This window comes from Terriglobales bacterium (genome assembly GCA_035651995.1).
Taxonomy (GTDB): domain Bacteria; phylum Acidobacteriota; class Terriglobia; order Terriglobales; family Acidobacteriaceae; genus DASRER01.
In genome coordinates, this window is sequence record DASRER010000035.1 from 1 (window position 1) to 24,290 (window position 24,290).

The 24,290-nt window shown below is 65.0% G+C and carries 22 protein-coding genes; 6 read left to right on the forward strand and 16 right to left on the reverse strand.

The genetic code is table 11. The features are described from left to right. Positions 1-214 precede the first annotated feature (214 nt). Positions 215-2,146: an ATP-dependent DNA ligase gene (locus tag VFA60_12265; protein ID HZQ92562.1), complete on the forward strand. Its 1,932-nt coding sequence runs from the start codon at positions 215-217 to the stop codon at positions 2,144-2,146. On the opposite strand, the gene VFA60_12270 is transcribed toward VFA60_12265, so the two are convergent. After that, entirely contained in the window at positions 2,143-3,063 is a 921-nt protein-coding gene (locus VFA60_12270; GenBank protein HZQ92563.1) for a cation diffusion facilitator family transporter, read from the reverse strand. The two genes, VFA60_12265 and VFA60_12270, sit on opposite strands and share 4 nt — an antisense overlap. 417 nt (positions 3,064-3,480) lie before the next feature. Between VFA60_12270 and VFA60_12275 the strand changes: the two genes are divergently transcribed. From VFA60_12275 to VFA60_12285, 3 genes are all read left to right on the forward strand, one after another. Continuing rightward, positions 3,481-4,833, forward strand: a complete 1,353-nt coding sequence (locus tag VFA60_12275; protein ID HZQ92564.1) for a BON domain-containing protein — start codon at positions 3,481-3,483, stop codon at positions 4,831-4,833. Between the two features lie 322 nt (positions 4,834-5,155). Then, positions 5,156-6,052 (forward strand): thioredoxin domain-containing protein, encoded by an 897-nt coding sequence (locus VFA60_12280; protein ID HZQ92565.1) that lies wholly within the window; start codon positions 5,156-5,158, stop codon positions 6,050-6,052. A 45-nt stretch (positions 6,053-6,097) separates the two neighbouring features. Next, positions 6,098-7,138 carry a SurA N-terminal domain-containing protein gene (locus tag VFA60_12285; protein ID HZQ92566.1) on the forward strand — a complete coding sequence of 347 codons (1,041 nt, stop codon included), beginning with the start codon at positions 6,098-6,100 and terminating at the stop codon, positions 7,136-7,138. Positions 7,139-7,223: 85 nt separating this feature from the next. Here VFA60_12285 and VFA60_12290 read toward each other — a convergent pair whose 3' ends face one another. From VFA60_12290 to VFA60_12350, 13 genes are all read right to left on the reverse strand, one after another. After that, on the reverse strand, positions 7,224-7,796 hold the full coding sequence (locus VFA60_12290) for a biotin/lipoyl-containing protein (protein HZQ92567.1): 573 nt from the start codon (positions 7,794-7,796) through the stop codon (positions 7,224-7,226). After that, positions 7,793-9,349, reverse strand: a complete 1,557-nt coding sequence (gene accC, locus VFA60_12295; protein ID HZQ92568.1) for an acetyl-CoA carboxylase biotin carboxylase subunit — start codon at positions 9,347-9,349, stop codon at positions 7,793-7,795. Before accC ends, VFA60_12290 begins: the two co-directional genes overlap by 4 nt. Positions 9,350-9,516: 167 nt before the next feature. Continuing rightward, positions 9,517-10,374: a tetratricopeptide repeat protein gene (locus tag VFA60_12300; GenBank protein ID HZQ92569.1), complete on the reverse strand. Its 858-nt coding sequence runs from the start codon at positions 10,372-10,374 to the stop codon at positions 9,517-9,519. A gap of 185 nt (positions 10,375-10,559) precedes the next feature. Next, positions 10,560-10,994 carry a biopolymer transporter ExbD gene (locus VFA60_12305; GenBank protein HZQ92570.1) on the reverse strand — a complete coding sequence of 145 codons (435 nt, stop codon included), beginning with the start codon at positions 10,992-10,994 and terminating at the stop codon, positions 10,560-10,562. Positions 10,995-11,049: 55 nt separating this feature from the next. Continuing rightward, the gene (locus tag VFA60_12310) at positions 11,050-11,520 is read right to left on the reverse strand and encodes a biopolymer transporter ExbD (protein ID HZQ92571.1); all 471 of its coding nucleotides are present in this window, start codon (positions 11,518-11,520) and stop codon (positions 11,050-11,052) included. A 113-nt stretch (positions 11,521-11,633) separates the two neighbouring features. After that, complete coding sequence (locus VFA60_12315) at positions 11,634-12,362, reverse strand: MotA/TolQ/ExbB proton channel family protein (protein ID HZQ92572.1); 729 nt, start codon at positions 12,360-12,362, stop codon at positions 11,634-11,636. Positions 12,363-12,631: 269 nt separating this feature from the next. Further along, positions 12,632-13,375 carry a TonB family protein gene (locus VFA60_12320; protein HZQ92573.1) on the reverse strand — a complete coding sequence of 248 codons (744 nt, stop codon included), beginning with the start codon at positions 13,373-13,375 and terminating at the stop codon, positions 12,632-12,634. Between the two features lie 143 nt (positions 13,376-13,518). Continuing rightward, complete coding sequence (gene secF, locus VFA60_12325) at positions 13,519-14,745, reverse strand: protein translocase subunit SecF (protein HZQ92574.1); 1,227 nt, start codon at positions 14,743-14,745, stop codon at positions 13,519-13,521. Positions 14,746-14,857: 112 nt separating this feature from the next. Then, entirely contained in the window at positions 14,858-16,477 is a 1,620-nt protein-coding gene (secD, locus tag VFA60_12330; protein HZQ92575.1) for a protein translocase subunit SecD, read from the reverse strand. 132 nt (positions 16,478-16,609) lie between these two features. Continuing rightward, on the reverse strand, positions 16,610-16,927 hold the full coding sequence (gene yajC, locus VFA60_12335) for a preprotein translocase subunit YajC (GenBank protein HZQ92576.1): 318 nt from the start codon (positions 16,925-16,927) through the stop codon (positions 16,610-16,612). Between the two features lie 833 nt (positions 16,928-17,760). Next, positions 17,761-18,900, reverse strand: coding sequence for a tRNA guanosine(34) transglycosylase Tgt (gene tgt / locus VFA60_12340; protein ID HZQ92577.1), 1,140 nt, complete (start codon positions 18,898-18,900; stop codon positions 17,761-17,763). 41 nt (positions 18,901-18,941) lie between these two features. After that, positions 18,942-19,157, reverse strand: a complete 216-nt coding sequence (locus tag VFA60_12345; GenBank protein ID HZQ92578.1) for a type II toxin-antitoxin system HicA family toxin — start codon at positions 19,155-19,157, stop codon at positions 18,942-18,944. Next, entirely contained in the window at positions 19,154-19,381 is a 228-nt protein-coding gene (locus tag VFA60_12350) for a type II toxin-antitoxin system HicB family antitoxin (protein ID HZQ92579.1), read from the reverse strand. The genes VFA60_12345 and VFA60_12350 overlap by 4 nt, the downstream gene beginning before the upstream one ends. A gap of 117 nt (positions 19,382-19,498) precedes the next feature. On the opposite strand from VFA60_12350, the gene VFA60_12355 reads away from it, so the two are divergent. Together VFA60_12355 and VFA60_12360 are read left to right on the forward strand one after the other, a co-directional pair. Then, on the forward strand, positions 19,499-20,614 hold the full coding sequence (locus tag VFA60_12355; protein HZQ92580.1) for a PQQ-dependent sugar dehydrogenase: 1,116 nt from the start codon (positions 19,499-19,501) through the stop codon (positions 20,612-20,614). Between the two features lie 41 nt (positions 20,615-20,655). Next, positions 20,656-20,880 (forward strand): BrnA antitoxin family protein, encoded by a 225-nt coding sequence (locus VFA60_12360; GenBank protein HZQ92581.1) that lies wholly within the window; start codon positions 20,656-20,658, stop codon positions 20,878-20,880. A 31-nt stretch (positions 20,881-20,911) separates the two neighbouring features. On the opposite strand, the gene VFA60_12365 is transcribed toward VFA60_12360, so the two are convergent. Next, complete coding sequence (locus VFA60_12365) at positions 20,912-22,024, reverse strand: deoxyguanosinetriphosphate triphosphohydrolase (protein HZQ92582.1); 1,113 nt, start codon at positions 22,022-22,024, stop codon at positions 20,912-20,914. Positions 22,025-22,152: 128 nt separating this feature from the next. Further along, positions 22,153-24,267 carry a tetratricopeptide repeat protein gene (locus tag VFA60_12370; GenBank protein HZQ92583.1) on the reverse strand — a complete coding sequence of 705 codons (2,115 nt, stop codon included), beginning with the start codon at positions 24,265-24,267 and terminating at the stop codon, positions 22,153-22,155. Positions 24,268-24,290 lie beyond the last annotated feature (23 nt).

Here is a 24,290-nt window from a genome sequence, read left to right on the forward strand (position 1 = left end):
GCGCCGACGAACCCGACCGATGGTGTGCTTTGTGAACGTCAAAAGCGTGGACCGAATCATCTACTCCATTTTCCAGAGATTTACCCTGGAATGGAAAACCCGCACCCTCAAGCTATTTACACAAGCCGCGTGACATCACCCCTGGCAGTTGGCCCTCCGCCCTTGGCCCCTGCGGGCGCTATTTTGGCGCACAACATAGGACCCTAACCGCCAAGTGCCAACTGCTAAATGCTGGTGCCGATTCTGCGACAATGACACGTTCGTGCTCGCCTTTGCCCAGACTGCCGGCGCCGTTTCCGCCACCACCAGGAAGACGGAAAAGGTCCGCCTGGTGGCCGAACTGCTCAAGTCACGCCCGATCGAGGAAGCGGGCATCGCGGCGCTTTTTTTCTCCGGGCGCGTCTTCCCCGCCTACACCGAAACCACGTTGCAGGTGGGCGGCGCGCTGCTCTGGCAGGCCATTGCCGAGGTCAGCGGCGCGGGCGAAGCGGCGCTCGCCGCAGCTTATCGCCGCCACGGCGACCTCGGCGCCGCCGCGCACGACGTCCTCGCCCGCCGCAAGTTACAACCGCCGGCCTCCTCCTCGCCGCTCACCCTCCCCGACGTCGTGTCCCGATTCGCCGCCATCGCTTCGGCGCGCGGACCAGCGGCCAAGCTGGCGCTGGTCATTTATCTGTTGGCGCGCGCGTCCACGCTCGAGGCCAAGTACCTGGTCAAGCTGATGGCCGGCGAGCTGCGCATCGGCCTGCGCGAGGGCCTGGTCGAGGAAGCGATTGCCAAGGCCTGCGACGCGGACATTAAGTCGGTGCAGCGCGCCAACATGCTGCTGGGCGACATCGGTGAGACTCTCCGTCTCGCCGCCGCAGGACGCCTGTCCGACGCTCGCATGCGGTTGTTTCACCCGATCGGCTTCATGCTGGCCACCCCGGCCGGCTCCGCCGAAGAAGCCTTCGCCGGGTTCCCCGAAGCCGCGGTCGAAGACAAATACGACGGCATCCGCGCGCAGGCGCACATCGGCCCCGCCGATGACCAGGGCGCGCCCGGCGCGCGCCGCGTCCGCCTCTTCTCGCGCACGCTCGACGAAGTCACCGGTTCGTTTCCCGAGTTGGTCGCTCCGCTCGGAGGCTTCAGCGAAGACCTCATCCTCGACGGCGAAATCGTCGCCTGGTCGTCGCTGATCCCCGGAGAAACAGCTCCCGGCGCACTTCCCGGCCGCGCCCTGCCGTTCTCCGAGCTGCAGAAGCGCCTGGGACGCAAGCGCGTCACGCCGGCCATGATGCGCAGCGTGCCCGTGGCTTACGTCGCCTTCGACCTGCTCTATGCCGGCGGCGAGTTGCAGATCGATCGCCCGCTGCGCGAGCGCGCCGCGCTGCTCGACCAGGTCTTCGCCCGGCGCGCGCCGGTCGCATCGCACCCACCCGCGCCGCGCTCGCAGTCGCGCCTCGCATTCGAAGACGCCGCGCCCGCGCCGCTGGCCGATGCCGCCATCTCCGCCCAGGTGCTGCGCGCGCCCGCTTTCCGCGCCACGTCAGCGGAAGAACTCGACCGCCTCTTCGACGCTGCCCAGGCGCGCGGCAACGAAGGCCTGATGATCAAAGACCTTGCCTCCGCCTACACTCCCGGCCGCCGCGGCCGCGCATGGCTCAAAATGAAGCGCGAGCTGGCCACGCTCGACGTGGTCGTCACCCTTGCCGAGTACGGACACGGCAAGCGAGTGGGCCTGCTCAGTGACTACACCTTCGCCGTGCGCTCAGGCGACGAGCTGCTCAACGTCGGCAAGGCCTACTCCGGCCTCACCGACGCCGAAATCCTCGAACTCACCCAGTGGTTCCTGGCGCACACCCTCGAAGACCGCGGCTTCTCGCGCCTCGTCGAGCCCAGGATCGTGTTGGAAGTCGCCTTCAACGCCGTGATGCGCTCCGACCGCCACAGCAGCGGCTTCGCGCTGCGCTTCCCGCGCATACTGCGCATTCGAACCGACAAGCCTGTGGATGAGATCGACACGCTCGACCGCGTGCGCGAAATATTTCAGCAACAGTCCTCGCTCACTGCCCTTCGGCCGTCAGCCGGGCTTCCGCAAGGCGGCGACGATGAGAACGGGAGGTTGGGCCAGGGACCGAAGACCGAAGGCCGACAACGCTCCTAGAGCGTGTGCCCGCTCTGCTGTTGCCCTACCGGCGCCACGCAGCCGTGCGCCACTTCACACACCGCGTGCTCGAACTGGATCGTGGTGTGGTAAATGCGGAAGCGCTCGCGCAGCGCGATCTTGACGTCGCGCAGGATCGCTTCGCTCTCCGACGGCGGAATGTCGGCGATGCTGATGTGGCACGACAGCGCGTGCGATTCCGACCCCAGGCTCCACACGTGCAGGTCGTGCACGTCGTTTACGCCCGGAATGGCGTGGATGGCTTCCGCAATCCGCCCTAGCTGCATCCCCCGCGGCGTCCCTTCCAGCAGGATGTTCAGCGTCTCGCGCACAATGCCGAGCGACGACCACAGGATCAGCACCGCAATCCCGATCGAGAGTGCCGGATCGATCCACGTCTGCCCCGTCCACAGGATCGCCCAGCCGCCCAGGATCACCGCCGCCGTCGAAAGCGTGTCGCCCACCTCGTGCAGGAAGGCGCTGCGGATGTTCACGTCGCGGCTCGATCGCCACAGCAGCAGCGCGATCACGCCGTTCATGATCACGCCCGCCCCGCCCACCATCATCATCAGGTCGGGATGCACCTCCACCGGCGCGTTCAGCCGGCGGAACGCCTCGTAGAAAATGCCGAAGCTGATCACCACCAGCGTGCCCGCGTTCAGGAACGCCGCCAGCACGCCCGCGCGCTGATAGCCAAACGTCTTGGTCGACGACGGCGGACGCTGCTGGATGTACACCGCCGCCAGCGAAAGCAGCAGCGCCAGCAGGTCCGAAACGTTGTGTCCCGCCTCCGACAGCAGCGCCAGGCTGTGCGCCCGGATGCCGGCAAACACCAGCAGGCCGATGTAGACCAGGGTGGCGGCGAGCGAAAACTTCAGCACGCGCGAGGTGTCTTGACGGTGCGCGTGCTTATGCATGCGTTCAGTTTACTGTCGCGTGCGAGCGGCGTTCAACAACCCTGCAGAAGCCGGCTCTTGGCATTTCGCAACGAGCATTTGACCGGGCAGCGTGGGACGCGCCGGGGCGAAGGGCTGACTGCCAGGTTCTAAATGCCCGCCCACCTTGGGCACCGGCGTGCCCACAATTCCCGGCCCGCTCCCGCCACCCCGCCAGGGCCCTCTGCGGGCCGCGACTCTGCTTGTAAGTAGCTCGATTTCCGCCATTTACGGGCAGCCCCGCGCGCCTGGGCTGCACCCAATGGTGTACAGCGTGCAGCCAGGCGCGAAGGAGTGAGTTCTACTGGCCGCTCGATATTTCCTTTGCGCGCCCTTCGTCAATTTCGCGGGCACATCCCGCGGCATCGCACACAAAAATCCATCGGGGAGACAAGAGTTATGAGCAAGCACGTCTATACATGGGTTCTGGCGCTGGCCGTTTCAGCGACCCTGGCCTATGCGCAGGCGCCTTCGCAGACGCCGGGCTATCCGCAGGCGTCGCCCGGACAAGCGCCCACAACCCCTTCCACGTTCCCGCAGACCAGCGATCCCACACAGACCAACAAGAATCCTGACCAGACCAAGGACGAGACCCAGCAGCCGGCCAGGACCGAACCGGCCAAGCCTGAGAAGGCCGAGGCCAGGGTCGACGATGCAACGCTGGAGCGCCAGGTCAAAGAGCAGCTTTCGACCGACAGCAGCATGTCGAACGTTGTCGTGAAGGTTGAGAACGGCAAGGTCACCCTCACCGGCAGCGTCGCCAACAAGGACGACAGGAAGAAGGCGAAGGAAATGGCGAAGGCCGTTCCCGGCGTCCACAAGGTCGAGACCAAGCTGGAAGTTGCGCCCTCCACCGGCGCCTCCGCGTCGAGCAAGGCGCCAGGCAGCACCGACGCGCACGCCACGGCTGACACGCAGAAGTCCACCGCCGGCGCGACCGCTGGCAGCGCCACCAGCGCCAACGCCGGCGAGGGCCGCGCTGACACGATGGGCTCTGTCCCCAGTGGCAGCCAGAGCGCCGCGCCAAGCAGCGCCAACCCGAGCACATCGTCGCAGAGCGGCATGGGGCAGACGCCGAGCAGCGCCTCTGGTGCCACTGCGGCAGGCTCGGCGGCGCAGGCCCAGTCGCAGATTCAGGGCGCCCTCATGCAGCAAACCAACCTGAGCGGCGTAACGGTTGCGGCGGCCAGCGACAGCAGCAACAACATTCAGCTTTCCGGTACCGTCTCCAGCGAGGCTGACAGGGACCAGGCCACGCGCATCGCGCAGTCCGTGGCGCCCAACATCAACATCGTTGACAACATCAAGGTGACCGGCTCACCGTCCGGCTCATCCAGCGGCGCGATCGCCGGCGCCGGATCCACTGGCGCGCCCGGTCTGCCGCAAACCGACCAGCCTCCTGCCGGCCAGACCAGCGGCTCGCAGGCGTCCGGCAGCCAGGCGGGCACTCAGTCCGGCGCTCAGCAGTCGACCACGGGCGGCCTCGCCGCCGGCGGCCAGACCGTGGGCGGCGACCTGCAATCGCAGATCCAGACCGCGATCAAGAACGAGAGCACGCTGGCCACGAGCAACATCAACGTCAACGTCACCGACTCAGAGATCGAGCTGACCGGCGCCGTCTCCACCGGCAAAGAGAAGCAGACCGCCAAGCGCATCGCCCAGTCCTACGCGGGCAATCGCAAGGTCGTGGATCACATCACCGTGACCGGCAAGGGCAAAGACTCGAGCGACTCGATGACGCCGCCGAAATAGCCTCGTTCGGCGTCCAACTCCGGCGGCTGCCGCAGACGGCAGCCGCTCTTCTTTTCTTCTCACAGGTTTTGCTTCGAACGGGCGCCGGCATGGTGCCCCACGCCTGCCCTGTTTTGCCGGACGTGGACCGGCGATTGCGTCGTCGCCGCCAGCGCGTCCCTGCCACCCCCGCCAATCCGCTCTCCGGCATGAGATAATCACAGCAGATTCCCACGTCTGGAGAAGTTTGTTGCGTCCTGTCCAAAGATCTGTTTTCTGGTTATTGCTGGTTGCGCTGGGGTGCTCAGCGCAGTCGGCCTCGAATTCCGATGTCAACCGCCGCGTGGAACACCTGCTGCGGGCCCACTACAACATTCCCGCCAGCGTAAACATCGCCATCGGTCCGCGCCGCCCCAGCAGCGAGTTCCCCACTTACGACCTAGTCCAGGTCACGCTCAGCCGCGCCGACAAGACCACCACCCGCGAGTTCCTGCTCTCCAAAGACGGGCAAACGCTGAAGCAGTTGGTCAACATCGACGACCCGACGGAAAAGATTGACCTCAAGGGCCGTCCCTGGCGCGGCGCCAAAGACGCCAAGGTCACCGTCATTACCTACGACGACTTCCAGTGCCCCTTCTGCTCGCGCAACCACCAGACCATGTTCGACGCCCTGCTCAAGAGCTACGGCGATCGCGTGCGCTTCGTCTACAAGGACCTGCCGCTGGCCACGCTGCATCCCTGGGCCACGCGCGCGGCCATCGATTCCAACTGCCTGAACGCGCAGAGCAACGACGCCTACTGGGATTTCGCCGACTACGTGCACGCCAACCAGCGCGCCATCACCGGCGCCCAGCGCACGCCTCCCACCGATCCCAGTCCTGAGAAAGTGAAGGAATTCCAGCAGCAGGCGGCCACCGACCGCGCCGGCCAGTTCGCCCGCCTCGACGGCGCCGCGCAGGATGCCGCCCGCAAGCACGGGCTCGACCTGCCCAGGCTCCAGGCCTGCCTGAAGAGCCAGCCCGACGACGCCGTGAAGGCCTCGCTGGCCGAAGCCGAAACCCTTGGCCTCGATTCCACGCCGGTGAATTTCGTCAATGGGGTCAAACTCGACGGCGCCGTACCCGAAGAAGACTTTCGCAAGGCGCTGGATCAGGCCCTGCGCACTGCCGGGCAGCCTGCCGGTCCGGCCGGCGCCTCCGGCCCCAATGACGCGTCAGGCCAGGGCCGTAATTCCAACTAGCGGGAGCACGATCTGATCGCATCGTTCATTCGCAAACCTGGGCCAGTGGCGGCGCTGGTACTGCTCATGGCCGCTGCCGTCGCCTGCAAGGCCAAGCCGGGCGGCGACGTGGTCGCCACCGTCAACGGCAAGAAGATCCTCCGCGCCGAACTGGAGAAGTACTATCGCAACCAGACTGCCGGCACGCCGCAGCAGCCCGCCCAGCCGGTCAGCGACGAGCAGTCCGCCAGCCTGCGCCTCAGCATCCTCAAGGAACTCATCGACAACGAAATCATCATGCAGCACGCCGAGAAGCTGGCGCTGCTCGCCACCGACGAAGAAGTGGACGACAAGCTCAAGGAGATCAAGTCGCCCTACTCGGCCGACGAATTCAAAAAGCGCCTGCAGGAAAAAGGCATCACCGAAGAGGACTTCAAGCGCGACCTGCGCCGCTCCCTCACCGCGCAGAAGGTCCTGAACAAGGAGATCACGTCCAAGATCAACGTCTCCGACAAGGACATCGAGAGCTATTACAACTCGCACAAGGCTGAGTTCAACCTCATCGAGCCCCAGTACCACCTGGCCCACATCATCGTCACGCCCATGCCCAATCCGCAGGTTCGCAACCTGAAGAACGACAAGGCCAACGGCGACGCCGAAGCGCGCAAGAAGGCGCAGATGCTGATCAACCGCCTCGACAGCGGTGAAGATTTCTCCACCGTGGCGATGAACTACTCCGAAGACCCCGACTCCAGCAGCAACGGCGGCGACATGGGCTTCGTCCCCGAGTCGGCGCTGAAGGGGACCGACCCGCTCACCCGCGACGCCGTGATGAAGCTCAAGCCTGGCCAGTACAGCGCCATCATCCGCGCCGTCGATCCGCGCACCGGACAGGTGGTGGGCTACCGCATCGTGAAGCTCATCTCCAAGGAACCCGCGGGTCAGCGGGACCTCACCGATCCGCGCGTGCAGCAGGCCATCCGCGAGCAGCTCCGCGACCGCCGCGAGCAGTTGCTCAAGGCCGCGTACTACGAGAGCATCCGCGACCAGGCAAAAGTGGAAAACTTCTTCGCCGATGAAGTTCTGAAGAACGCCGGCGCGCGCTAAAAACGCTTGCCGCCGATTTCCGCGGATAAACGCGGATCAAAACAGCCAGGACCTCAGGTCGCTCTTCTCCCGGCAAGTTTTTTCGTTACTCGACTACCGCTAACACATCCCCGGCATTCACCGCCGCCCCCTCGCTGACGGCAATCTTGCTGACAGTCCCCGCCTTGGGCGATTTCAGCTCGTTCTGCATCTTCATCGCCTCGATCACCAGCACGCCTTCGCCGGCCTCGACCTTGGCGCCCACGGGCGCAAGCACCCGAATCACCTTGCCTGGCATAGGGGCCAGCAGCCTGCGAGGGCCGTCGGCATGTCCGGCGGCTGCGCGCCGGCTGCGCAGCGCCCTGGGATCGCGGACCTCCACCAGGAAGCGCCGCCCGCGCACTCGGATTTCTGCCGCGCCGTTCTCGGTGATGGTGGCATCGCGAAAGACTTCGTAGGACCTCCCGCCAATCAGCAGTGACAGCATGTCGCGCCCGACAGCGACCGCATCCGCTGTCACTTCCCGGCCGTCCACCAGCACCCGCCACTTGCGGCTGCCCCGCTCAAGCCTTCCGTTGGCTTGAGCGGGATCTTCGGCGGACGCTCCTGCGCCCGCGTTTTCCAGCGCTTTCAGCTCCACCCGGCGCCGCTTGCCGTCAACCATGACGTCGTAAATCATCGCAGCGACTCCTCGCGCGCCGCCCGCTTCCAGTTCCCCTTCTGCGGTTGCACCGGGCCGTTCCGGGCGCCCCACTCAGGCCCTCCATTGGCTTGAGGGGCGAAGTTGGCCGGCACAACTCCTGCGCTTCCGTTCAGTGCGCTGAAGATGGCCGCCGCGGCCGCCGCAACTTCCGCCAGGTCGCCGTCCTCGCGCTCCGCGCCCCCTTCAGCCCGCGCCAGCAGCCGATCCAGGAAGCCCGTGTCGATTTGCCCCGCCACAAACTCGGGGTCGCGCAGGATGCGGCGAAACAACGAGAGATTGCTGCGGATCCCGCCGATGAAGTACTCATCGAGCGCGCGCCGCAGCCGCGCGATGGCCGAAGCCCGGTCGTCGCCGAACGCGATCAGCTTGGAGAGCAGCGGATCGTAGTCGAGCGGCACGGTCCATCCTTCGTACACCCCGCTGTCCTCGCGTATGCCGGGCCCGGAGGGCGTCACCAGCCGCGCAATGCGCCCCGGCGAAGGAAAAAAATTGTTCTCCGGGTCCTCGGCGTACACCCGGCATTCGATCGCGTGCCCGCGCAGTTGCACATCGTCTTGCGCGAAGGGCAGCGGCTCACCCGCCGCGATGCGCAGTTGCAGGTGCACCAGGTCGAGCCCGGTGACCAGCTCCGTCACCGGATGCTCCACCTGCAAACGCGTGTTCATCTCCAGGAAGTAAAAGTTGCGTTGCGCGTCCACGAGAAACTCGATCGTCCCCGCGTTGGTATAGCCCGCCGCCAGCGCCGCCCGGACGGCCGCCTCGCCCATGGCGCGCCGCATCCGCTCATCCACCAGCGGCGATGGCGCCTCTTCCACCACCTTCTGATGCCGCCGCTGCAGGGAGCACTCGCGCTCGCCCAGGTAAACGCAGTGGCCGTGCTCATCGGCCAGGACCTGGATTTCGATATGCCGCGGCCGCTCGATCAGTTTCTCGATGTAGACCTCGCCGTCGCCGAACGCGCGCAGCGCCTCGCTCTGCGCGTCGCGCAGCGCGGCCCCGAGCTCGCTTTCGCTGCGCACCAGCCGCATGCCCTTGCCGCCGCCGCCCGCCGCGGCCTTGAGCATCACCGGATATCCGATGTCGCGCGCCAACCGGCGCGCCTCCTCTGCTGACGCAAGGCCGCGCGTCGACCCCGGCACCATCGGGACGCCCGCCGCCCGCATCGCCTGCCGGGCGCGGGTCTTCGACCCCATCAGCTCCATCGCCGCCGCCGTCGGCCCAATGAACTTAATGCCCGCTTCCTGGCAGGCGCGCGGAAACTCCGGCCGCTCCGACAGGAACCCGTAGCCGGGATGCGCCGCCTCGGCCCCGCTGCGCCGCGCCACCTCGATCAGCTTGCCGACGTTCAGGTAAGACTCCGCCGCCGGCGCCGCCCCGATCCCGTACGCCTCGTCGGCCTGCTGAACATGCAGCGCCGCGCGGTCCACGTCCGAATAGACGGCGACCGTGGCGATGCCCGCCTCGCGGCACGCGCGAATCACCCGCACCGCGATCTCACCGCGATTGGCAATCAGCACTTTGCGGAACATAAAAGGACGCTGCTGCTCCTCGCTGATTCCTGCTGGACAATGCGCCGCCGCTTCCCCTCAATGATTGCCCTTGGCGGGGTTCAGCCAGTGGCCGGCGGCCGGCAGCGTTTTCCGATTCTAAAAGAAAAGCCCGGCCGCTTCGGCCGGGCTCTGATCACAGGCAACCCTCACTTGGTCGGCTGGTCGAGCGTGATGCCGCCCGGACCTTGCTGCTTCTCCGCCTTGGCCTTCTTGGTGGCCATGGTCTTGTCCACCCACTCGTCAGCCGTCTTCAGGTCCGCCTGCCGCGCTTCCGAATCGCCGCACGCGATGTCACCCTTGCGCCGATACAGCAGGTTCATGTAGGCCATCGCGTCGTCGTAATCGGGACGCAGATCGAGCGCCTTCTTCAGCATATCAATGCCTTCATTCACACGCGGCTCGTTCTTCTCCTTCAGCTGCTGGCAGAGCTTGTCGTTCTTCTTGCCGGTGACGTCGTCGTCCACCTTCATCCCTTCGGCGGCCTTCAGGTCGGCCGAGTCCTTGTAGGACTGCGTCCAGTCGATCACCGCCACCGAGTAGTACGCCTCGGGATCGTTGGGATCGAGTTCGATCGCCTTCTTGTAGTACTCCTTCGCGTCGTCGAACTTCTTCATCTGCAGATACAGGTACGCGATGCCCTTCACGCTGTTCACGTTCTTGGAATCGCGCTGCAGTACGTTCTTGTACTCTTCGATCGCCTGCTCGCCGTACTTCACGTTGTCGGGGCTGTCGACGCCGGGGATGTACTGTTGCGCATAAGCGGTGGCCAGGTAGAGCCGCGCGTTGATCAGCGAGGGGTCCTGCTGCACCGCGTTCTTGAAGTGGTCAATCGCCTCTTCGTAGCGCGCGTTCTTGTAGGACTGCACGCCCTTGTTGAGCTGGTCGCGTGCCCGCAGCTTGTCGCAGCCGGCGGCCACCAGCATCACCCCCGCCAGGGCGCAGATCGCCAGCGCCCTCCCCGCGGTTTTCCTGCCTCCGTTCACCCTCTGTTCGCTTCGCCTCATTTGAGTTCCATCACTCCGTAAGGAATTCGCCGGGCCCCTTGCGCCGCGCCCATCGGGCGCCCCGCAAACGCGGGATTATACGCGCGCCAGCGGCGCGCCATCGTGACTCAACCGGCCGTGTCCGCAAAATTGTTTGGGCCGAAAAGCCGCGCGCCCGGCGCCATGCGCCGGGCCCGCGTGACGTCTTAGCCGCCCTGCTCGATCTTCGCCGTGATCAGGCCGATCTTCAGGTCGGGGTCGGCGCCGTGCGCGATGTCGATCACCTGCGCCACGTCGGCGAAGGGCAGATTGTCGTCCGCCTTCACGAACATTACCTTCTGCGCGCGCGTCTTGTAGATGTCGGTTAGCCGTCCCTGCAGCGACTCCCAGGTCACATCGTCCTGGTTGATCTTCAGCGACGGCTTGTCGGTGCCGTTGGAGATGAGCTGCACCACAATGGTGCGGTCCATCGGCTCACTCTGCTTGGTCTGGTCCTTCGGCGGCTGCGGCACCAGCGCGTCCAGGCCCTTGGGCGTGAGCGGTGTGATCACCATGAAGATGATGAGCAGCACCAGCAGCACGTCAATCAGCGGCGTTACGTTGATGTCGGCGGAGGGCCCGTTGCCACTCCCCATGCTCATTGCCATAGCCGGAACCTTTCGTCAGCCCGCTCGCGGCGGGCTTGAATTCTTGCCGCTATTTCCCGCCGCCCGTCGGCGCTGTCCCCGGCGCCGGCGCGAACGATCCCTGTTTGCGCTGCTCGGTGAGCAGCCCAAGCTGGTCCACGCCCGCGGCGCGCACGTTGTCCACCACCTCCACCACCGACCCGTACTTGGCGCGCGCGTCGGCGCGGATGAACACCCGCTTGTCCACTCGGTTGGCGATGCGGTCTTTGATCTTGGGTGAAAGCTGGTCGGCCGTCGTCTGGTCGTTGCCGAAGAACACCTTGCCGTCGCGCGTGATCGCCACCAGCAGCGCGTCTTCCTTGTCGGCGTCCGGCATCTGCTGCGGATTGTCGGTCCTGGCCATGTCCACGCTCACGCCCTTCTGCAACATCGGCGTGATGACCATGAAGATGATCAGCAGCACCAGCATCACGTCCACCATCGGTGTGACGTTGATGTTCGAATTGACCTTGCTGCCTTCGTCTCGTTTTGCGATTGCCATGCTCTGCTATCTCCCGCCTCAGCCGCTGTTTTCGCGCCTGCGGGCCCGCCCTGCCGTTGGCAGCCGGGCGGACCCGATTCAGGCTGGAGGAAAACAACCTCGAGGCCCTGGAACTACGGTCGGCGCGCTGCGCCCCGCCGCTTCAGGAAGTAATCGATCAGCTCGCTCGACGAGTTGTCCATCTCCACGTCGAACGCTTCCACGCGGTTGGTGAAGTAGTTGAACATCATCACCGCGGGAATGGCCACGAACAGCCCGATGGCCGTCGTCACCAGCGCTTCGGAAATGCCGCCCGCCACCGCGCCCAGTCCGGTTGCCTTCTGGTTCGAGATTTCGCGGAATGCGTTCAGAATGCCCACCACCGTGCCGAACAGGCCCACGAACGGCGCCGTCGATCCGATGGTCGCCAACCCGCCCAGGCCGCGCTTCAGCTCGGCGTGAACGATGGCTTCGGCGCGCTCCAGCGCGCGCTTGGAGGCTTCAATCGTCTCGCCCGGAATGTCCGAGGAATCCGAGTGCGCCCGGAATTCCTGCAATCCCGCGGTCACGACCTTCGCCAGGTGGCTCTTCTTGTTGCGCTCGGCTACGCGGATCGCCTCATCGATCTTGCCTTCGCGCAGCGCTCCCGCCACCGCCGGCGCGAAGGCGCGCGACTGCTTGCGGGCGGCGCTGAACGCCATCCAGCGGTCAATCATCACCCCGATCGACCAGCCCGACATGATGAACAGGATGATGACCACGATCCGGGCCAGCCACCCCATCTGCTTCCACAATGAAACCGGGTCCCATCCAACCGCGCCCTCTCCCTGCATCCAGAGCGCCAGGGTCCCGGCATGCGTCATTGCCAGTGCTGCTAGGTTTGCCAACATGAGTTGTTGTTTTCCTCCTCAGGAACTCGTTACGAATGACCGATTGCTGAAAAACTCCGGGCCGCCTGCGTCCATCCTTGCCGGCGGCCCCGGCCTTCTTACAGACAACGTCTCAGACGCCGCGAAAATCCCACGATTGTACGCCTCCGCGCCAGCCCGGCGGCCACAGCAGCTTTGATTCCTCGTACCTGCTCCGGGTGGGCCTGCCCTACCCATTGCCGCCTGCGTCCGGCCCAAGACGTTTAGCCGCCCGAGAGCGTGAAGTTCACCGTAATCTGCGTCTCCACCTCGACCGGTTCGCCGTTCAGGATGTACGGCTTGTAGCGCCACTGCTTCACCGCATCGAGCGCCGCCTGCACCAGCATCGGGTGTCCGCTGGCCACCCTCAGGCCTTCGATCGTGCCCTGCTTGCTGATGATGGCTTGCAGCACCACTGCGCCCTGCACGCGCGCCGCCTTGGCGATCGCCGGATAAATCGGCTTCACGTCGTGGATCAGGTTGCCCGTGGTCACGCCCTGCGAGACGCGCACCCGCTGCGGTGTCGCCACCTTCGGCACCGCCACCGGCGCGGAGCTGATGATGCCGCCAATGACGCCGCCCATCTGCCCGCCCGGCACGCCGCCGGGCACGCCGCCCACCACGCCCGCCACCCCGGAAACCGGCGGCGGCGCTTCCTCTTCCTTGATCATCTGGATCTTCTGGGGAATCTTGGTGGGTGTGCGGAGCTGCCCGTTTTCAATTTCCGTCTGGACGATCTTGACCACCTTCACCGGAGTGGCCGCCGGAGGCGGCGGTGGCGGAGGTGGCGGTGGCGGGGCCACCAGGAACGTCATGAGCTGCTGCTTCGGCAGCGCCTCGGTATAAATCAGCGGGATCAAAATCAGGATGATGATCAGCCCGGTCTGGAAGGCGAACGAGAAAATCGTCGTCCAGCCCCGCTTCGTTTTTAGCCGGCCGCCGGATTCAATAAGGCTGTCTTCAAACATAGCCTCATACCCCCCTGCAACACGTGTCCCTGTTGTTTTGACACCGGAAGCCGCCAGTTTGCTCCCGGGATGGTCTCTGCTGCTGGGCCCTTTCCGCCCCATCGCGCCAAAACCCGGCGCCACGGGGCCGTTTTCCTTGGAAATTATGCCTTTACCCGGACCTTCTGCTTCCGGGCCGGTTCACTGGCCACCGGGGCCAGGGTCCTGCGTCCCTGCTTCGCGCGCCACTCCTGGTAAGCCACCAGCATGGGCGCGGCGACCGCGACGGACGAATACGTACCGATTAAGATGCCGATTACCAGGGCAAAGGAGAACCCATGCAGGACCTCCCCGCCGAACACATACAACGAGAGCACCGTCAGGAATGTCAAGCCTGAGGTCAGGATCGTCCGGCTCAGCGTCTGGTTGATGCTCCGGTTCACGATGTCGCCCAGCGGCTCGCGCCGCAGCAGCTTCAGGTTCTCGCGAATGCGGTCGAAGATCACGATCGTGTCATTCATCGAGTAGCCGACCAGCGTCAGGATGGCGGCAATCACCGTCAGGCTGATTTCCTTGTTGGTCAGCGAGAACGCGCCCACCGTGATCAGCGTGTCGTGGAACACGGCCACCACCGCCGCCACGCCGTAGATCAGTTCGAAGCGGAACCACAGGTACACCAGCATGCCCGCCAGCGATCCGAGGATCGCCCAGCGCGCCTGGGTCTGCAGTTGCTTGCCGACCTGGGGCCCTACGATCTCCACGTTGCGCACGCCGAAGCCGGAAAGATAAAAGCCGTCTTTCAGCGCGTCCACTACTTTCGCATCCACCGCCTGGCGCAGGTCGTCAATCGAGCGCAGCACGCCCCCGTGCGCCTTGTCGCGGAAGCTCACAATCTTCTGCGCTTCGGCCTGGTATTTCTGCGTCGCGTCGGTCCCGGCGCGCAGCGGGTCTTTTTCCATCAGGAAATTCTGGATGGTGAGCGAGCTGGCGTTGTTCAGGTCTCGCTTGCCGGCGTTGGCGGCGGCCTGCGAGGCCGGCGAACTCTTCTCCAGCGCCTCGATGATGGTGTTCTTGCCCTTGTCCAGCGAGGCCTCGCTGGTTTCCTTCTCTGCCAGGCCGATCAGCACCTCATTGCTGCCAGCTTCGCCGTAGCGCTGGATGCGGGCGTTCTTCAGCCCGGCGCGGTCCAGGTCGCCGCGGATCTGGTCCAGGTTCGGCGTGTCCACGAACTTCACATACGCGTCGGTGCCGCCGCGAAAGTCAACACCCAGCGGAATGCCGTGCCACAACAGCATGCTGAGCACGCCCGCCACGCTGAACATCAGCGAGAAGCCGAGAAAGTACCACTTCTTCCCTAACCAGTCGATGTTCGGATTACGAAAAAACTCCACAAGTACCCCGGAATTCCTTATTTGTCGTTTCCTGTTGGTCCTTTGTCATGGGCGGCGCTCTTCGACGCCATCCCGCGCTCTCGCCAGGTAACCGATATCAAATCACCAGTCGCTAAATGCTCAGCGCTTCGCCCGGCTGCTTGCGGTTCAGCACCGCATCGAAGATCACGCGCGAAACGAACACAGCCGTAAACAGGTTCGCCAGCAGGCCGAAGGTCAGCGTGACCGCAAAGCCGCGCACCGGCCCGGTGCCGAACACGAACAGAATGAATGCCGAAACAATCGTGGTGACGTGCGTATCCACGATCGTCACCCAGGCGTGCTTGAAGCCCTGGTCGATCGCCGCCGCAGCCGACTTGCCCGCGCGCAGCTCCTCCCGGATGCGCTCGAAAATCAGCACGTTGGAATCCACGCCCATGCCGACCGTCAGGATCACGCCGGCAATGCCCGGCAGCGTGAGCGTAGCCCCGGTGAAGCCGAGGAAGCCCAGCAGGATGATCAGGTTCAAAATCAGCCCGACGTTGGCGTTGATGCCCGCGCCGCGGTAGTACACCAGCATGAAGATCAGCACCGCCGCCATGCCGATGATGGCCGCGCGCACGCCCTGCCGGATCGAATCGGCGCCCAGCGACGGCCCCACCGTGCGCTCCTCCAGGTACCGGATGCCGGCCGGCAGCGCCCCCGAGCGCAGCACCATGGCCACGTCTTTCGCGCGCTGCTCGTCGCCAATGCCGGTGATCTGGCCGCTGTCGTGAATCGTTTCCTGGATGGTCGCCACTTCCTGCACTTTGTTGTCGAGCACCACCGCGAGCTGGTCGCCCACGTGCGACCCGGTGAAGGCCGCGAAGCGGCGTCCGCCGTCGCCGGTCAGGTTGAAGTGCACCGCCGGACGCCCGTTCTCATCCCGCGATGACGAAGCGTCCCGCAGGTCGCGCCCCGCCACGGCCGAGCTGCGCGAAATCAGGTAGAAGGCCTCGGCCGGCTGGTCCCCGCCACCCGAGCGGAAGTTCCGCCCCTTCATCAGCACCTGGTCAGGTGGGATCGACCCGTTGTGCGCCGCCAGCGCTTCCTGCTCGCTCGCGTACGGCCCGCCAAACGACTGCCGGATTTCCAGCATGGCGGTGGACTGCATGATCTCTTTCACCCGCCCCGGATCGTCGACGCCGGGGAGCTGAACAAGAATCTGGTAATCGCCCAGGCCGTGCTCCTGGATGATCGGCTCGCTCACGCCCAATTGGTCAATGCGGTTGCGGATGGTCTCGATCGCCTGCTGCACCGCCTGGTTCTTCAGCGCGGCCAGCGACTGCGCCTTCATCGAGAGCGTCCACGTGTTCTCGGCCCCGGAAGCCAGGTCCCACTCGGGAAGCTGCTCACTCACCAGGTTGCGCACCTGGCTGGTCGCGTCGGGCGGAACTCCGCGGATCACCACTTTGTCGGGCGCGCTCGCCGCGTCGGGCTTGCTGATGTCGCTGTAGGTAACGCCGGCGCGCTTCAGTTGGTCCTTCAGGCGCTCCACCACGCGGTCGGATTCGGCGTTGACCGCGTCGGCAACCTGCACTTGCAGGATCAGGTGCGTGCCACCCTTCAGGTCGAGCCCGAGATGAATGCGGTCGGTAATCCCGGCCAGCAGCGCGCCGCCGCTCACGCCCTTCGGTATCCCAACGATGCCGAACAGGAACACCAGCAGCACCGCGCCAATCAGTATCGTTTTGCCGAGTAGGTTCTTCTTCATGAACTGCCCTGGGTCATTGAAGATCGGGTCATTGAAGATCGGGTCATTGTCTCATCGGGTCATTTGGCCGCTGTCGGCTCACGTGTCCAGTCTCAATGACCCGATGACCCGATGGCCCGATGTTCACTGCTATCAACTTTTTTCTTCCGCCACCTGCACCACCGACGACCGCGTCACTTCCAGCCGCAGGTTGTCGGGCGGCACGCGCAACTGCACCGCGTCCTCCTTGATGGCGATGATGGTGCCGCGCAGGCCGCCGCTGGTCACCACTTTGTCGCCCGTCTTCAGCGCGTTCAGCATCTCCTGCCACTTCCGCTGGCGCCGCTGCTGCGGCAGGATCAGCAGAAAGTAAAAGACACCGAAAATGAACACCAGGGGCAGCCACATCAGGATGCCCCCGCTGCCGCCCGGCGCCTGCAGGAGGACGCCTGCGCTGCTGAAGACTGTCATCGGAGCGGCCAAGTCCTCTCAACCGGGAACTCGCAGCGCCCATGCTCGTGCTCGTCGCTGCCCAGTCTTTCCTCTGTGCTTCTGCTTCGGGATTCGGGTCCCCAGGGGTACAAGCCTCGGGGATGTCCTTGCCGCTCAGGCGCGCGCGGACAACTGCTGCTTCCGTCCCTTGCCCCAGGCGCCTGCTTGCCGCCGTCCGCGTGGTGCCTCGGTGAAGGTCGGGCGTTACAGACTGGGGTGCTGCTCAATGCCACTTCGGAATGCCGCGTCCCGCCGCCACCCCCGCAAACTGCCCCGAACGCGGCGCAGGGGGACCTCAGACACAAGCCCTGCCAACTCCCCAAGTCCCATAGAATGCCGCAGCCTGCGCGCAAGTGTCAAGGTTCCAGAGACAACAGAGAGAGCGCCGGGACAAAACGGTGCAGTACGCACAATTTACGTTGCACTCACAACCGTTTTGCACGCCGGCGACCTCGCCCGCGAGCATCCCGGCACGAATATCTCGGCCCAGCACAACCCGCGTGGCGCGGGCGCCCTCGTCCGCGAGCTGGCCACCACTGCCCTCGAGGCTGTAGCGACGGGCGCCCTCGCCCGTCGGCACGCCACCTCACCCGGTTGTAGAGCAAACGCGGGAGCTCACGTAGCGACGGGCGCCCTCGCCCGTCGGCACGTCACCACCGACCGTGGGGATGTAGGCGACCTCGCCCGCACCCAGGTCCATGCACTCGACCTCTGCCAACCACCCCGCCCGCAAAGCGGGCGACATTCGTTGGCCCAGGGCCGAAGCCCCGGGGTACACGCCGGGAAACCATCGTGCCCTGGAGGGGCGGCACTCACCGCGCCACCGAAGCTCCCTGCTCAATCCGCTCCCTTACCCCGCGCATCACGCCCAGGTAATACGCCAGGTTGTGCGCCGTGTTCAGCACCCCCGCCAGCGACTCGTTCGTCGCATACAAGTGCCGCAGATACGCCCGCGAATAGCGCGCGCACACCTTGCACCCGCACCGCGGATCGAGCGGCCCGTCGTCCGCCGCGTAGCGCGCATTCTTGATCGTGATGCGCCCCTCGCTGGTGAACAGCAGCCCGTGCCGCGCCGCCCGCGTGGGCAGCACGCAGTCCATCATGTCAATCCCCATCTGGGCGTACTGCACAATTTCTTCCGGAGTGCCCACGCCCATCAGGTAGCGCGGCTTGTCTTCAGGAAGCAGCGGCACGGTCGCCGCCACCACCTCGCGTGTCATCTCGCGCGGCTCGCCCACGCTCAACCCGCCGATCGCATAGCCATCGAAACCGATCTCGATCGTGCGCTCGGCTGATTCTTTCCGCAGATCGGGGAAGACGCCGCCTTGCACGATGCCAAACAACGATTGCAGTCCGGCGGTTTCACTCGGTACTCGGCACTCGGCACTTGGCACTTCTACCCAAGGCGCCTCGTGCTTGTGCGCCTCGAAATACGCCCGGCACCTCCCCGCCCAGCGCGCGCTCAACTCCATGCTCTCCCGCGCCCGTTCCCGCTCCGCCGGATACTCGGTGCACTCGTCGAACGCCATGATGATGTCGGCGCCCAGCGCGATCTGCGCCGCCGTCGCGCTCTCCGGTCCCAGAAAACACGACGCGCCGTCCAGGTGCGAGCGGAACTCCACGCCGTCTTCGCTGATCTTGCGCAAGTCGCTCAGGCTGAACACCTGGAACCCGCCCGAATCGGTCAGGATGGGCCGCGGCCAGCTCATGAACTGGTGCAGCCCGCCCAGTTGCCGCACCTGCTCCACGCCCGGCCTCAAATAGAGATGATAGGTATTGCTCAGAAGGATCTCGACGCCCAGCTCCTCGAGCACATCCTGCGGCACGCTCTTCACCGTCGCCAGCGTCCCCACCGGCATGAAGACAGGCGTCTCCACCGTGCCGTGCGGCAAGCACAGCCGCCCGCGGCGCGCAGCGCCGGAGCGGGCAAGGATATCGAAGCGGAGGGACACAACAGAATTCTAGCGGACGGGAATGCGGTCAGTTCGGCGGCTCACAGGTCTTTCGGTTTCAGTCCCGTGTACTTCGCGATTTTCTTCAGGGCAATCGGACCGGTCTCCACCGAGTCGTGCCACGCCCACGTGAACTCCCGATATCCTTCGCGCTCACGCTGAACGTGCGATCCGCCTTTGCCAGGTTTGCGACGCCACCCGATGCGCAGCAAGGCTTGGTAAACACGCCGTGCTTTGCTGCCCGGCAACGAATTCACTGGAACTTGATAGCTTTCGGAGGCTTTCTCGACTCCTCGGTGCGATCTGCAATCACGCGCAATGCCAGCGCGGTAACCGCGACTTCGGCGTCCTCCCTGGTCGCGCCATAGGCCATGACTCCCGGCAGTTCGGGGACCTCGGCGAGCCATCGGCCGCCGGTTTCGCGTTCAAAAACGATGCTGAACGATTCCGGTCTCTCCGGTGGCTGCGGAACGGTGGCCATTCGCTCTCCCTGCAACTGGCAGGAACTGAACTTGAAAGCGATCATGGGGATTCAAGCGGCCCGCGCTCGTTCCACCATCCGAGACCGTCCAGCACCCCACATTTACAATGCTCCCCCATGCGACGACTCTTTCCCGTGCTGCTGTTCGCCATCATCACGACTACCGCGTGCCGCTCCGCCGAAGTCGATCTCAACCGCCTCCACCTCCCGCCCGGCTTCCACATCTCCATCTTTGCCGAGACCGGCGCGCATCCGCGCCTCATGGCCTTCAGCCCCGGCGGCGTGCTGCTGGCCACCTCGCAGAGCGACGGCCTGGTGCTGGCGTTCCCCGATCCCCTGCACACCGGCAAAGCGCAGCGCGTCGTGAAGGTCCTCGAAGACCTCGACGTGCCCCACGGCATCGCCTTCCACAACGGCAAGCTCTACATCGCGGAAACCAACCGCGTCGTCCGCTACGACTGGGACGAAGCCAGCCTGAAGGCCACCAACCCGCAGCCCATCCTGGAGACCCCGCGCAGCGGCATGCACTCCACCCGCACCATCGTCTTCGCCAACGGCAAGCTCTACGTCTCCATCGGCTCGTCGGAAAACGTCACGCCCGAAAAAGACCCGCGCCGCGCCAGCGTCATGGAGTTCAACGAAGACGGCGCCGGCGGACACGTCTTCGCCCGCGGCCTGCGCAACGCCGTCGGCCTCGCCTACAACGAGAAGACCGGCACCGTCTGGGCCGGCGACAACGGACGCGACTGGCTCGGCGACAACCTCCCTCCGGAAGAAATCAACGACCTGGGCAAGACCGGCGGCGACTTCGGCTGGCCCTACTGCTACGGCGACCGCGTCATCGATCCGGCCAACGCCGCCGAAGGCGCCAGGCGCTGCCCCTCCACCATTCCGCCGAAGGTGAAGTACCAGGCGCACTCGGCGCCGCTCGGCATCGCGTTCTACTACGGCTCGCAATTCCCCGCCGAATACCGCAACAGCCTCTTCGTCGCCTTCCACGGCTCGTGGAACCGCAGCGTCCCCACCGGATACAAAGTCGTCCGCATCCCGCTCCCCGATGGCTCCACGCCCGGCACGCCGCAGGACTTCATCACCGGCTGGCTCAAGCCCGGCGAAACCAAAAAGGGCGAATGGATGGGCCGGCCCGTGGGCATCGCCTTCGACAGCCAGGGCTCCATGTACGTCACCGACGACGCCAGCGGCCCCATCTACAAGATCACTTACGGTAAATAGGACGGTCATTGCGTTGTAGTTACATTTGTAGCTACAATACGGTGCGATTTGAATGGGACGAGCGCAAGCGCGCTCTCAATCTCAAGAAGCACGGAATTGACTTCGCGGATAACGCGATCCGAATCGCGCCACGCAAGAAACAAGTCACCCTTCGAGTCGACGCAGACGTTCTGGAGTTCTTCCGCAAGCGCGGCAAGGGTTATCAGACCGCAATCAACCTGTTGCTTCGGCGCTATATGGATGCTCAAAAGAAACGTGCCAGCTAGCCCTGTCTCTGTGTCTCTGCGGTGAACACCTTTACCCCGTCACCCTTCGGTGCTGCTCCAAAATAAAGTTGTCGGTCATCCCCGCGATGTAGTCGCACACCACGCGCGCCAGAGGTTCCTGTCGCGCTTTCTCCTGGTAGCTGCGCGGCAGGTCTTCGGGTTTCTGCATCCAGTGCGCGAACAGCTCTGAGATCACCCGATCGGCGTGCTCCTTCTCCGGCTTGAGATCAGGACTGTAATAGAGCGCCTCGTACAGAAACGCCTTCGCCTGCGCGCGCTGCCGCTCCACCGCATCGCTGAACGCCGCCAGTCGCTGCGGATTCGCGCGCACGTCTTCCACGCTCTTCACGCCGGCCGACGCGATGCGCGCCCGCGTGTTCTCGATCAGGTCGGTCACCAAGCGGTCGAGCATGCGCTTCAGCGCATCGTTGAAGCGCAGCTTCTCCGGAGCTGAAGGATGTTTCCGTCCCGCCTCGTCGTAGAAGCCCGCGAAAAGCTCCACCCGCTCCCGCACCTGCTCCAGCTTGAGAATGCGCGCTTCCATCCCGTCGTCGATATCGGCCGTGTTGTAGGCGATCTCGTCGGCCAGGTCGATCAGCTGCGCCTCCAGCGGTGGCCGCTCGTCCAGCAGGTACTCCGCCAGCTCGGGAAACTCGCCCGCGCTCCAGTCGCGCGAGTGCTTGATGATGCCTTCGCGCAGCTCGAACGTCAGGTTCAGTCCGGAAAACTCGGCGTAGCGCTGCTCGAAGCTCTCCACCGTGCGCAGGGCGTGCAGGTTGTGGTCGAAGCTCAGACCGTGCGCGCGCATTTCGGCGTCCAGCGCCTTCTCACCCGCGTGTCCGAACGGCGGATGCCCAATGTCGTGCGCCAGCGCCAGCGCTTCCACCAGGTCTTCGTTCAGCCCGAGCTGGGCCGCCACGGTGCGCGCGATCTGCGCCACCTCGATGGTGTGCGTGAGCCGGTTGCGGAAGTGGTCGGAGTAGCGCCGCGTGAAGACCTGCGTCTTGTTCTCCAGCCGGCGAAACGCGCGCGCATGGATCACCCGGTCGCGGTCGCGCTGGAAGGCGTCGCGATACGGATGCGGCGGCTCAGCGTGCCGTCGTCCGCGCGAGTCCTCGGCGCGTACCGCGTAAGGCGCCAGCATCACGTGAATTTATCACGCGCGGCCCCTCCAACCCCGGCGACGCCGCGGCGCCGAGAAACGGAAAGAAAAAGAGACGCAGTCACGCTGCGTCTCTCCCGGGAACTGAGGACTGTGAACTGAGGACGGCTCTACTTCACGCTGCTCTGCTGCTGCGCCAGCTTCGTTTTCGCCGACTCGAGCTTCTTCTGCACTTTGGCGACGTCGTTGTTGTCCACTTCCGCCGCCACCGACCTGTTCCACTCCTCCAGCGCGCGTTCCCAGTGCGCTGCCGCCAGCTTCAGGCGTCCTGTCTTGTTGAACAGGTCGCCGAGATGGTCCTGGATGGTTGCGTCGTTGTTGATCTTCTCGCTCGCCTTGCGCAGGTTGTCTTCCGCCAGCTCGTAGTTGCCCATCTTGTAGTAGACCCAGCCCAGCGAATCCAGGTACGCGCCGTTCTGTGGATCGAGTTCCACCGCCTTCTTGATGTATCCCAGCGCCTCGTCCAGCCGCACGCCGCGGTCGGCCAACATGTACCCGAGATAGTTCAGCGCCATCGCGCTGTTCGGGTCCGACGCGATCACCCGCTTGAAGGCCTCTTCCGCGGACTCGTACTTCTTCTGCCGCTCGTAGATCGAGCCCTGGATGAAGGCGGCATAGTCCTTCTCTTCCTGCTTCTTCGAGAGATCGAGCGCCTTGGCGATCGCCTCTTCCGCCTCCGGCCAGTGCCGCAGCCGGCTCTGGATTTGCGCCAGCGCGATATACACCTCGCGGTCCTCGGGCGCGCCCTTCAGCATCGCCTTCACCTGCGCAACCGCCTCTTCGCTCTTGCCGGAGTCGGCCATCTGGCCGGCGAGCACCAGCTTCATGGCGCGGTTCTGCGGCAGCCGCCCAACCGCTTCCTGCGCCGTGTTCGTGGCGTCCTGCCACTGCTTGGCGTCGCGATAAGTTTCGATCAGCTGGTCATACCCGCGCGCCACGTTCTCATCGCCCAGGTCGAGCATCTTGCGGAAGGCCTCGACGGCCAGCTGCGTTTTGCCCGCCTCGCGATACACCGTGCCCAGCCGCTCCAGAAACACCGCGCGATTGTTGCGCTCGGCGTTGCTCGGCGTGCTCCCCGCCGGCTTGCGGTTCGCGAGCTGGTTCAGGATCACCGCCGCTTCGTCGTACCGCCCCTGCGCCTCGTAGATCAGCGCCCGGTTGTACGGAATCTCGATCGAGTCCTGCACCAGCGCTTCGGCTTTCTTCAGCACGTCGAGTCCCGCGTCGAACTTGCCGTTGCGCCGGTAGATGTCGGCCATGCGCACCAGCGTGGTCGTGTCCTGCGGATCGGAGTCGGCAATCACCTTGAACTGCTCCAGCGCCGCCTCTGCCTGGCCGTCGTTCAGCAGGTTTTGCGCCAGCCCCCGCACCGCGTCCAGGTTGTCCTTGTCCTGGTCGGTGGCCTTGCGGTAGGCGTCAACCGCCTTCTTGTATTCCTTCTGCTGCTCGTAGGTGTAGCCCAGCGCCATGTACAGCTTGGCGGTGCGCGCCGCGTCGGGCACGCTGCTCAGCACCTGCGCCGCCTTCGCCGTGTTGCCCTCTTCGTTGTACAGGTAGGCCAGCGTTGTCACCGCGTCTTCCGAATCCGGATCGATGCTGATCGCCGTCTTGAATTCCTGCTCCGCCTTCAGCAGTTCGTTGTTCATGCGGTACAGGCGGCCCAGCAGCACGTGATCTTCAACGCTGGTGGGATCGATGCGCACGATCTGCTCGTACTGCTGGATGGCCAGCCTGAGCATCTCGTTCGAGCCCTGTCCGCCCTGCACGTCGCCCAGCGACCGCAGATAGATGCGCCCCAGCAGCTTGCGCGCGTCCAGGTTGTTCGGGTTTTTCTTGATGATCTCCTGCGCCTCGAGCACCGCGTCGCGGATGCGCCCCGTCTTGGCGTACAGCTCGGCCAGCCCGGCGCTCAGATACGACGAGTCCGGATCGTTCTCCAGCGCCAGCTTGTATTCCTCGATGGCCCGGTTGCCGTACTCGGTGCGGCCGTACATCACCACCAGCTCTTCGAAGATGTGCGCCATCGCGTAGTGGTAGTAGGCCGAGGCGCGGTCCGGCGCCTTCGGCGCGGCCGCCTTCGGGGCCGGCGGCGCGTCCTGCGGAGCTGCCTGTTCCGTTGCCGGCGCGGGACTTGCGGGAGCGCTGGCCGGTTCGGTCTTCTTCTGTTGCGCCAACGCGCCCGCGCACGTGAGACTCAGGATAAGTACGGTTGCCGTTTTCTTCATTGAGACCTGCAGGGAACCTGATT

Excerpts from the sequence above, each read along its gene's own strand:
- VFA60_12270 (HZQ92563.1), bottom strand. The coding sequence starts at position 3,063 with ATGCATAAGCACGCGCACCGTCAAGACACCTCGCGCGTGCTGAAGTTT.
- VFA60_12275 (HZQ92564.1), top strand. The coding sequence starts at position 3,481 with ATGAGCAAGCACGTCTATACATGGGTTCTGGCGCTGGCCGTTTCAGCG.
- VFA60_12290 (HZQ92567.1), bottom strand. The coding sequence starts at position 7,796 with ATGATTTACGACGTCATGGTTGACGGCAAGCGGCGCCGGGTGGAGCTG.
- accC (HZQ92568.1), bottom strand. The coding sequence starts at position 9,349 with ATGTTCCGCAAAGTGCTGATTGCCAATCGCGGTGAGATCGCGGTGCGG.
- VFA60_12300 (HZQ92569.1), bottom strand. The coding sequence starts at position 10,374 with ATGAGGCGAAGCGAACAGAGGGTGAACGGAGGCAGGAAAACCGCGGGG.
- VFA60_12305 (HZQ92570.1), bottom strand. The coding sequence starts at position 10,994 with ATGAGCATGGGGAGTGGCAACGGGCCCTCCGCCGACATCAACGTAACG.
- VFA60_12310 (HZQ92571.1), bottom strand. The coding sequence starts at position 11,520 with ATGGCAATCGCAAAACGAGACGAAGGCAGCAAGGTCAATTCGAACATC.
- VFA60_12315 (HZQ92572.1), bottom strand. The coding sequence starts at position 12,362 with ATGACGCATGCCGGGACCCTGGCGCTCTGGATGCAGGGAGAGGGCGCG.
- VFA60_12320 (HZQ92573.1), bottom strand. The coding sequence starts at position 13,375 with ATGTTTGAAGACAGCCTTATTGAATCCGGCGGCCGGCTAAAAACGAAG.
- secD (HZQ92575.1), bottom strand. The coding sequence starts at position 16,477 with ATGAAGAAGAACCTACTCGGCAAAACGATACTGATTGGCGCGGTGCTG.
- yajC (HZQ92576.1), bottom strand. The coding sequence starts at position 16,927 with ATGACAGTCTTCAGCAGCGCAGGCGTCCTCCTGCAGGCGCCGGGCGGC.
- VFA60_12350 (HZQ92579.1), bottom strand. The coding sequence starts at position 19,381 with ATGGCCACCGTTCCGCAGCCACCGGAGAGACCGGAATCGTTCAGCATC.
- VFA60_12355 (HZQ92580.1), top strand. The coding sequence starts at position 19,499 with ATGCGACGACTCTTTCCCGTGCTGCTGTTCGCCATCATCACGACTACC.
- VFA60_12365 (HZQ92582.1), bottom strand. The coding sequence starts at position 22,024 with ATGCTGGCGCCTTACGCGGTACGCGCCGAGGACTCGCGCGGACGACGG.
- VFA60_12370 (HZQ92583.1), bottom strand. The coding sequence starts at position 24,267 with ATGAAGAAAACGGCAACCGTACTTATCCTGAGTCTCACGTGCGCGGGC.